1 protein-coding gene is annotated in these 248 nt (G+C 43.1%); it reads left to right on the top strand.

The genetic code is table 11. From position 1 onward, the window contains the following. Window positions 1-248 (top strand): reverse transcriptase domain-containing protein (locus ACEN31_RS11750; protein WP_407109499.1); only part of this gene is annotated, 248 nt, incomplete at both ends.

Below are 248 nucleotides of genomic sequence, written 5' to 3' on the forward strand. Positions count from 1 at the left end.
TATATTCCTCTACGGAATAAATTACTTAATGGGACTTATAAACCCCAACCGGTTAAACGGGTAGAAATACCAAAACCGAATGGAGAGAAGCGAAAGCTAGGCATTCCTTGTGTGCGCGATCGAGTTGTTCAACAAGCAATTCGACAAGTGATTGAACCAATCATTGACCCGCACTTTATGGAAAACAGTCACGGCTTTCGACCGGGCAAAGGCACGCATAGTGCCCTCAAACAATGTGTAAACTATTA

It is taken from the genome of Ruoffia sp. FAM 26255, from assembly GCF_045528525.1.
Taxonomy (GTDB): Bacteria; Bacillota; Bacilli; order Lactobacillales; family Aerococcaceae; genus Ruoffia; species Ruoffia tabacinasalis.